This is a genomic window from Kitasatospora sp. NPDC054939 (assembly GCF_053610105.1).
In genome coordinates this window covers 1-8,457 of the sequence record NZ_JBSGXP010000231.1, presented here as the reverse complement: position 1 = coordinate 8,457, position 8,457 = coordinate 1, and the positions used below count along the sequence as shown (strand labels likewise).

Below are 8,457 nucleotides of genomic sequence, written 5' to 3'. Positions count from 1 at the left end.
GTGTGCGCCGACCCCGGCCCTTCAGTAGCGGGGACAGGATTTGAACCTGCGACCTCTGGGTTATGAGCCCAGCGAGCTACCGAGCTGCTCCACCCCGCGTCGGTGAGTAGGACTCTACGTGGTTCGCCGCCGAAGGGGAAATCGGTTCCGGATCAGGCCGGGTGGTCGGGGTCGTCGTGGTGGAGGTGGCCGTCGCGGAGTTCGATGGTGCGGTCGGCGAGTTCCATGAGGGCGGGGTCGTGGGTGGCGACGAGGACGGTGACGCCCTGCCTGCGGGGCGGCGGGCCCGCGGAGTCCGGGGCGCCCGCCGAACCGGCGTTCCGGGCGGATGCTGCCACACCCGCCGCTCGTGCACCCCCCCGTCGAACGGCGGTTCGCAACGCGCTGCCCGTTCGGGCATCACCGCGTGTTCACACCGTGCCCGCACGACCGCTTCCGCTCCTGCAGGGAATCGGCCAGCATCGTCCGCTATCCGGTGATCGACCCGCCCGTGGACACCGGGGCGTCGGCGACGGTGTCCGGCCGCCGCCGCAGCGGCCCGCGGGACGGGGGCGCCGGCGCGGGATCCAGGGGAGTACGGGGGAGGAACAGGATGCTCGGGTTCGTCGTGCGCCGGTTGCGCGGACGGCCGGCGCTCGCCGGGGCCGTCCTGCTCACGATGCTGATCACCACCACCGTGCTGACCGCACTGGTGGCGTTCGACGGCGGCGTCGCAGCGGCCGGACTCGGCCGGGCCCTCCAGGGCTCCGGCCACCCCAGGACCACCGTGCTCGTCACCGCCGAGCACGCCGTCGCCGCCCGGGCCGCCGACGACGCCGCCGTCCGGGAGTACGGCACCGCGCTGTTCGGCACCCGGCCGGTCCGGACCGACACGCTCGCCCGCAGCCGCTCCTACGGCCTGCCCGCCGCCGGCCCCGCCACCGCGACGGCCGGGCGCAACGCCGACCTCACCGTGCTCGCCTCCCTCGACCCCGGCCGCGTCGGCCTGCTCGCCGGCACCCTCCCGGGGAAGGCGCAGGCCGCGGCGCCGCACGGGCCCGTCCAGGCCGCAGCCCCGTCGGCCCTCCTCACCCGGCTCGGCCTCACCCCCGACGCCCTGCCCGCCGAGGTCCGCCTCGACGACCGCTACGGCGGCGCCCCGTTGACCGTCCGCATCACCGGCGCGTACCGGGCGAGCGACCCCGACCAGCTCTACTGGCGCCTCGACCCGGCCGGCGGACGCGAGATCCACGTCGGCGACTTCGCCACCTACGGCCCGCTCCTGGTCGACGACACCGCCTTCACCACCGCCGGGATCGTCCAGGACGACCGCGCCTGGCTGCTCGACGCGGACCTCTCCGGCATCCGGGCCGCCGAGGCCGCCGCCCTCCGCGACCGCGCCACCGGCCTCGCCGCCGACCTGCGCAAGCGCACCGGCCTGCAGACCGCCACCGAACTACCCGCCCTGCTGCGCGAACTCGATGCCGGCGCCCTGGTCGCCCGCTCCACCCTGCTGATCGGCGCCCTCCAACTCGTCTCCCTCGCCGGCGCCGTCCTGCTGCTCGTCGTCCGGCTGATGGCCGCCCGGCAGGAGGGCGAGAACGCCCTGCTCACCGCCCGCGGAGCCGCCCCCGGCCGGCTCGCCGCCCTCACCGCCGCCGAGTGCCTGCTGCTCGCCCTCCCCGCGGCCCTGCTCGCCCCGCTGCTCAGCCCGCTGCTGCTGCGCGCCCTCGCCACCCACCCGGCCCTCGTCCGGCTCCCGCTCGACACCCGGCCGGACTGGACCCTGTGGCCGGTCGCCACCGCCTGCGCGCTCGCCTGCGTCCTGCTCACCACCGGCGCCGCCGTCCTGCGGGGCGCCGGGGCCGCCGTCCTGCGCCGCAGCGCGGGCCGCCGCCAGGCCGTCGTGGGCACCGCCGTCCGCTCCGGCACCGACCTGGCCGTCCTCGGCCTCGCCGTCCTGGCCTACCGCCAACTCGCCCAGTACGAGGGCGGGCTGTCCGCCGACGCCGACGGCGAACTAGGCCTCGACCCGGTCCTGATCGCCGCACCCACCCTGGCGCTCGCCGCCGGCACCCTGCTCGTCCTGCGGCTGCTGCCGCTCGCCGCCCGGCTCGGCGGACACCTCGCCGCCCGGGGCCGCGGACTGGTGCCCGCCCTGGCCGGCTGGCAGCTCGCCCGCCGCCCCGCCCGCGCCGGCGGACCCGTCCTGCTGCTCGTCCTCGCCGTCGCCACCGGAGTGCTCGCCCTCGGCCAGCACCACAGCTGGTCCGCCTCGCAGCGCGACCAGGCCGACTTCGCCACCGCCGGCGGACTGCGCATCGACAGCGGCCAGGCCGCCGCCCTCGGCCAGGGCGGACGCTACGGCGCCCTGCCCGGCGGCGACCGGCTGCTCCCCGTGATCCGCCAGCAGCACACCCTGCCCGACGGCGTCGCCGGACAGGTCCTCGTGCTCGACACCCGCGGCCTCGCCGAACGCGTCCCCGTCCGCCCCGACCTGCTGGACGGCCAGGACCCGCGCGCCCTGTTCGCCCCGCTCGGGCAACCCGCCCCCGCCGGACCGCAGAACGGCGTCCCGCTGCCCGGGACGCCGCAGCGGATCGACCTCGACCTCACCGTCACCCCCGACCCCGGCTCCTCGGCGCCCCCGGACCTGTGGGTCCTGCTGCGCGACCGCCACGGCATCACCGTCCGCATCCCCGTCCCCGGACTGCCCGAGCGGGGAAACGCCGTCGTCCGAGCCGACCTGGCCGCCCCGAGCGACGCGCCGGTCGGCTCGCCCGCCGGCCCGCTCACCCTCGCCGGGATCGTCGCCGCCCACGGCGGGACCTTCCGTCCCCCGGCCTCGGGCGACCTGACGATCCGCGGGCTCGCCGCCGCCGACACCGCGGACGGGCCCGCCACCGCCGTCCCGGTGCCCGCGGGCCTCGCCTGGGCCGGCGTCTCCTACCCGGGCGAGCACGGCTCCAGGTCGACCGTCCTCCCGCCCACCGCCGGCGAGCAGAACCTCCTGCGGCTGCACTACGCCTTCAGCGGCGAGGTGTCCACCCAGGTCAACCTCGCCCCGGCCGGCGCCTTCGTCCCGGACAAGCTCACCGGCGTGGCCACCCGCGGCTACCTCAGGGCCCTCGGCGCCTCCGTCGGCGACACCGTCCGGGTGCCGTTCGCCGGACTCCTGCTGCCCGTCGAGGTCCGCGGCGCCGTCGGCTCGCTGCCGGTGGCCGGCGACACCGCCTTCGCCCTCGACCTCGCCACCGCCGGCCACCTCCTCGCCACCGGCGGCCGCCAACTGCCCGCCCCCACCGAATGGTGGCTGCCCGCCACCGGACCGGACGACCCCGTCCCCGCCCGGGCCGCCGCCGCCCTGCGCGCCACCCCCGACGGACAGGGCCTGCGGCTCAACGGGGAGCTCGCCGCACTGCTGAGCTCCGACCCCGTCGGTGCCGCCCCGCAGAGCGCCCTCGCCGCCCTCGCCGTCGCCGGCACCCTGCTCGCCGCCATCGGCTTCGCCGCCTCCGCCGCGGCCTCCGCCCGGGAACGCGCCGGGGAGTTCACCGTGCTGCTCGCCCTCGGCACCCCGCGCCGCCAGCTGGTCCGCACCGCCGCCGCCGAACAGGCCGCCGTGGTCACCCTCGCCGGCGCCGTCGGCCTCGCCCTCGGCACCGTGATCGTCCACCTGGTCGTCCCGCTGGTCGTCCTGACCCCGACCGCCGCCCGACCGGTGCCCGAGGTCGCCGTCGGGCTGCCCCTCGGTCCGACCCTGCTGCTCACCGCCGCCATCGCCGCCGTCCCCCTGCTGTCGGCCCTCCTCACCGGCCGCCGTCGAGACGTGGCCGCCCGACTGCGCCACGTGGAGGAGATGTGACCACCACCCCGCCCCGACCGCCGCGCGACCACCGCCCGGCGCCCTGGGTCCGCACCCGGCTGCGCACCGCCCCGCTCGCCGTGCTGCTCACCGCGGCCCTCGCCTTCGCGGCCGTCCTGCTCGCCGCCGCCCTCCCGCGCGCCCTCGACCGCGGCGCGGACAGTGCCGTCCGCGAGTTCCTGGGCAGTCGGGGCCCGCACTGGACCAGCGTGACCGGCACCGCGGCACACCGCTACGACGCGGCCGAACTCGACCGGGTGGCCGCCAAGCTCTCCGTCCCGCGCGGCGAGACCTTCACCTTCGACGCGGACGACACCGTCTACGGCACCTCGACCAACGGCGCGCGCCGGCTGGCCAACCCCGGCCTCACCCGCCTCAGCGAGGCCGACCCCGTCCTCTCCCTCGTCTACCTGCACGGCATCACCCGGCACGGCACCCTGGTCGAGGGCACCTGGCCCGCCGACGGCGGCGACCGGGACGGCCCGATCCCGATCGCGGTCAGCGCCCACGCCGCCGCCGGCATGGGGATCCGCCTCGGCGACCTCCTCTCCGGCGACGCGGGCGACGCCCGCGGCGGACAGAGCGCCCGGGTCGTCGGCGTCTTCCGGCCGGACGACCGCGACGACCCCTACTGGACCGCACTGCCCTGCCCCGAGAAGGCCTGCATCGAAGGGAACGAGAGCCTCTACTGGAAGACCTCCGGCATCGTCCACGGCGACGCACTGAACCGCCTCCCGGACTGGAACCGGGGCGCCACCGACTTCTGGCGCATCCCCGTCGACCTCGACGGCCTGCGCGCCGACCGGCTGCGCCGCACCGCGGAGGAGATCGGCTCGTACGTGAGCGGCCCCGCCGCCGTCCACCTATCCTCGGCCACCGGCCGGTCGGACCTGCGGCTCGGCTCCGAACTGCCCAGCATGATCCACCAGGCCCTCACCCGCCAGGCCGCCGTCGCCCCGATCGCCGCCATCGGCCCGGCCGGACTGGTCGGCGTCGCCGCCCTCGTCCTCTGCCTCGCCGCCGCGCTGACCGCCGACCGGCGCGCCGCCGAACTGCTGCTGCTCCGCGCCCGCGGCGCATCGCGCGGCGGGACGGCGCTGCGCCTGCTCGGGGAGGGCGCCGTCACCGTGCTGCCGGCCGCCGCCCTGGCCACCGCGCTCGCCTTCTGGCTGCTGCCCACCCCGCGCTGGACGGCGTCCGTGGTCGGCGCGTTGGCCACCACCCTGCTCGCCCTGCTGGCCTTCCCGGCCCGCGCGGCCGTGCTCGGTCGCCCGCCCCGGGCCCCCGGCAGCCGGCGGCGGCTGGTCGGCGAACTCGCCCTCCTGGTGGTCACCGTCGCCGCCGCCCTGACGGTCCGCCGCCGCGGCGTCAACCCGACGGGCGAGGGCGTGGACCTGCTGCTCGTCACCGCGCCGATCCTGCTCGCGCTCAGCGGCGCGCTGCTGCTGGCCCGGCTCCAGCCGCTGCTGGTGGGCGCGTTCGCCCGGGCGGCAGGCCGCCGCCGCGGCGCGGTCGGCTTCCTCGGGCTGGTCCGCGCCGCCCGCGGCAGCGGCAGCCGCACCCGGCCCTCCGTGCTGCCGATGGTCGCCCTGATGCTGGCCGTCACGACCGCCAGCGTCGGCGCCACCGTACTGGACACCGTCGAGGGCGCCCGGCTGCGCGCCGCCCGCGCCCTGGTCGGCGGGGACGCCTCGGTCTCGGCGGCGGAGGGACTCAGCCTCCCGGCCGAGTTCACCAGGGCCGCCGGAGCCCTGCCCGGGGTCGAACTGGCCACCTCCGTCTGGTGGGAGAGCGAGGCCTTCCTGCTCGGCGGCGGCGACCGCGGCACCCGCGTCCACGTCGTCGCCGTCGACCCGTCGGCCTACGCGGAGATCGCCCGCACCGTCGACCTCGGCCGCTTCGACCCGGCCGTCCTCGCGGCCGGACCGGGCGGCCCCGACACCCCCGTGCCGGCGCTGTTCAGCACCACGCTGGCGAAGGAACTCGCCGACGGCGTGCACCGGCTGCGGATGCCCAACGGCTGGGAACTGCACACCACCGAGGCCGGCACCCTGGACCGTACCCCCGCGCTCGACGAATCGGCCACCCGGTTCGCCGTGGTGTCGCTGGAACCCGCCCTCGCCCGGCTCCCCTACAGCGGCTCGACCAACGTCTGGCTCGCCCTCGGGGACGTCGACGACCGGCAGCTGAAGGGCCTGATGCGCGGACTGCGGACCTTCGGCGGCGCCGTCCTCGGCCCGGCGTCCGACGCCCCCGCCGACGAGGCCCCCTACGGCTACGTGGTCCGCAGCAGCACGGGCCTGGTGGCGGAACTCGCCGGGGATCCGCTGCAGCGGTCGGCGGAGCGGCTGTTCTGGGCGTCGGTGCTGGGGGCGGGCGGGTTCGCGCTGCTGGCGGTGCTGTTGACGCTGTTGCGGGCGGCGCCGGAGCGGGTCGCGTTGCTGGCGCGGTTGCGGACGATGGGTCTGCGGCCCCGGCAGGGTCTGGCGCTGATTCTCGCCGAGGCGCTGCCGCAGGCGCTCGTCGCGGCCCTCGGCGGCGGCCTGGCGGCGCTCGCCGCCGTCGCCCTGCTCGGCCCGGCGATCGACCTGGGCACCCTGGTGGGCGCTCCCGTCGACGTGGTGCTGCGGCCCGCCGTGCCGCCGGTCGCGCTCCAGGTGGCCGCGTTGACCGCGGTGATCTGCACCGGGGTGCTCCTGGAGGCACTGGTGTCGGGTCGTCGTCAGATCGGTACGGAGTTGCGGGTGGGGGATCAGCGGTGAGTGTCGGGGCGGGTTCGGTGAAGGGGAGTGCGGTGGCGTCGTTGGAGGAGTTGCAGCAGCGGGCGTTGGGGGCGACGGTGGTGATCGTGACGCACGATCCGCTGGTGGCGGGGGAGGTGCGGCGGACGGTGGCGATCCGGGACGGTCGCACGAGCAGTGAGGTGTTGCGGCGGACGGTGTTGGACGAGTTCGGTGAGGAGTCGGTGAACGAGCGGGAGTACGTGGTGCTGGACCGGTCGGGTCGGGTGCAGTTGCCGGTGAAGTTCCTGGAGGCGTTGGGGATGGAGCACCGGGTGGCGGTGGAGCTGGCGGGCGACCACATCGCGGTCCATCCGGACGACCGCCCCGGCCACTGAACTTCCGCGACCACCGGACACTTCTGAGGACCCCGACCCTTCCGACGACCCGTCCGTCACCCCGGGCTGTCGCAGCCGGGCACGGGGTCGTCGCCGTCGCAGCGCCGGATCAGCCCGCTGCGCTCGGCCTCCGTGCGGACGTCCGGCTGCGTGTTGCCGCGCCGCCCGTCGCCGCGGGCGGCGGCCGTGCACAGCGCGAAGACGAGTACGGCGCTCGCCCCCACGGCGAGGATGCCGACAGCGGTCAGAACACGGATCCAGGTCACGGGGCGGGCCTCCCAGCCGAACGACGAGCCGTGCCCGAGGTATCGGCAGGCGGCTGCCGGGGATCGAGCGTGTGCCGGGCGGATTCCCGGACGGACCGGCGCACTCGACCCGCCGGGCGCCCCTCGGACACCGCCCCCTGCCCCGCCGCGACCGCCCCGCGCACCGCCCGGCCGTCACCCCGTCCCCCGGCACCACGCCCGCACGGTACCGGATGTGACGTCGGACATCGCGGTCCGCCGGCGCGTGACACCGGCCCCGCCCGGAAGGAAAGCTGGCACGCGGCAACAGCTCCGAGCACCGCAAAGGACACCCGCGCCCCATGACCGTCACCGATCTCACCGCCGACCGCTGGTACCGGCGATTCCACGCCCGCGACACCGCCCCGGTCCGCCTGGTCTGCTTCCCGCACGCCGGCGGCACGGCCGGCTGGTACCACCCGCTCTCGGCCGCGCTCTCCCCGTACAGCGACGTCCTCGCCGCCCAGTACCCGGGCCGCCAGGACCGCTACGCCGAACCCGGGATCACCTCGCTGGACCTGCTCGCCGACCGGCTGTACCGCACCCTCCAGCCGTACGCGGACCGGCCGCTGGTGCTGTTCGGCCACAGCATGGGGGCGTCGCTGGCCTTCGAGGTGGCCCGCCGCTTCGAGGCCGACGACCGCCCGCACCGGGCCGGCGGGCCGGTCCACCTGGTGCTGTCCGGACGCGGCGCGCCCTCGCTCGACCGCGACGAGCCGAAGGAGCACATGCTGTCGGACGGGGCGCTGCTGGAGCGGGTCACCGATCTGGGCGGCACCGACCCCCGGTTGCTCGCGGAGCCGGAGCTGCGCGAGCTGATCCTGGTGTCGCTGCGCAGCGACTACACCGCCGTCGACACCTACCGGGCCGCCCCGGGCGCGCGGGTGGGGGTGCCGGTCACCGCGCTGACCGGGGACGCGGACCCCCGGGTGACCCCCGACGAGGCGGCCGGCTGGGCGGCCCACACCGACGCCAGCTTCGACCTGCGCGTCTTCCCCGGCGGCCACTTCTACCTCGCCGACCGGATGCGCGAGGTGGCGGACGTCATCGCCGAACGGCTGCGGGCGGCAGCGCCGGTGACGGAGTGACGGGTGCCACCCGCGACGGGTTCACTCCTGCAAGTGATACGCAATAGTGTGGGTCCGGCACGATCGACCGTCATACCGAAAGGGGCCGTGTCCTGATGGGCACCTACTCGCTTCCCGACCTGC

Annotated in this window: 5 protein-coding genes, 1 tRNA gene and 1 pseudogene; 4 read left to right on the top strand and 3 right to left on the bottom strand. The window is 76.8% G+C overall.

Features of this window, described 5'->3' with window-relative positions:
• Nucleotides 1-25: 25 nt before the first annotated feature.
• Nucleotides 26-99, bottom strand: a tRNA-Met gene (locus ACWGB8_RS36895).
• Between the two features lie 53 nt (nucleotides 100-152).
• Nucleotides 153-338: a hypothetical protein gene (locus ACWGB8_RS36890; protein ID WP_452218031.1), complete on the bottom strand. Its 186-nt coding sequence runs from the start codon at nucleotides 336-338 to the stop codon at nucleotides 153-155.
• A 254-nt stretch (nucleotides 339-592) separates the two neighbouring features.
• Here ACWGB8_RS36890 and ACWGB8_RS36885 point away from each other — a divergent pair, with 254 nt between their 5' ends.
• From ACWGB8_RS36885 to ACWGB8_RS36875, 3 genes and pseudogenes are all read left to right on the top strand, one after another.
• Nucleotides 593-3,844: an FtsX-like permease family protein gene (locus ACWGB8_RS36885; protein WP_452218030.1), complete on the top strand. Its 3,252-nt coding sequence runs from the start codon at nucleotides 593-595 to the stop codon at nucleotides 3,842-3,844.
• Nucleotides 3,841-6,606, top strand: coding sequence for a hypothetical protein (locus ACWGB8_RS36880; RefSeq protein WP_452218029.1), 2,766 nt, complete (start codon nucleotides 3,841-3,843; stop codon nucleotides 6,604-6,606). Before ACWGB8_RS36885 ends, ACWGB8_RS36880 begins: the two co-directional genes overlap by 4 nt.
• 65 nt (nucleotides 6,607-6,671) lie before the next feature.
• Nucleotides 6,672-6,962 (top strand): annotated as a pseudogene (locus tag ACWGB8_RS36875) (ABC transporter ATP-binding protein); the annotation flags it as partial.
• Between the two features lie 56 nt (nucleotides 6,963-7,018).
• Here the strand turns inward: ACWGB8_RS36875 and ACWGB8_RS36870 are convergent.
• Entirely contained in the window at nucleotides 7,019-7,228 is a 210-nt protein-coding gene (locus tag ACWGB8_RS36870; protein ID WP_452218028.1) for a hypothetical protein, read from the bottom strand.
• 320 nt (nucleotides 7,229-7,548) lie between these two features.
• Here ACWGB8_RS36870 and ACWGB8_RS36865 point away from each other — a divergent pair, with 320 nt between their 5' ends.
• Nucleotides 7,549-8,334 carry a thioesterase II family protein gene (locus ACWGB8_RS36865; protein ID WP_452218027.1) on the top strand — a complete coding sequence of 262 codons (786 nt, stop codon included), beginning with the start codon at nucleotides 7,549-7,551 and terminating at the stop codon, nucleotides 8,332-8,334.
• Nucleotides 8,335-8,457: the final 123 nt, after the last annotated feature.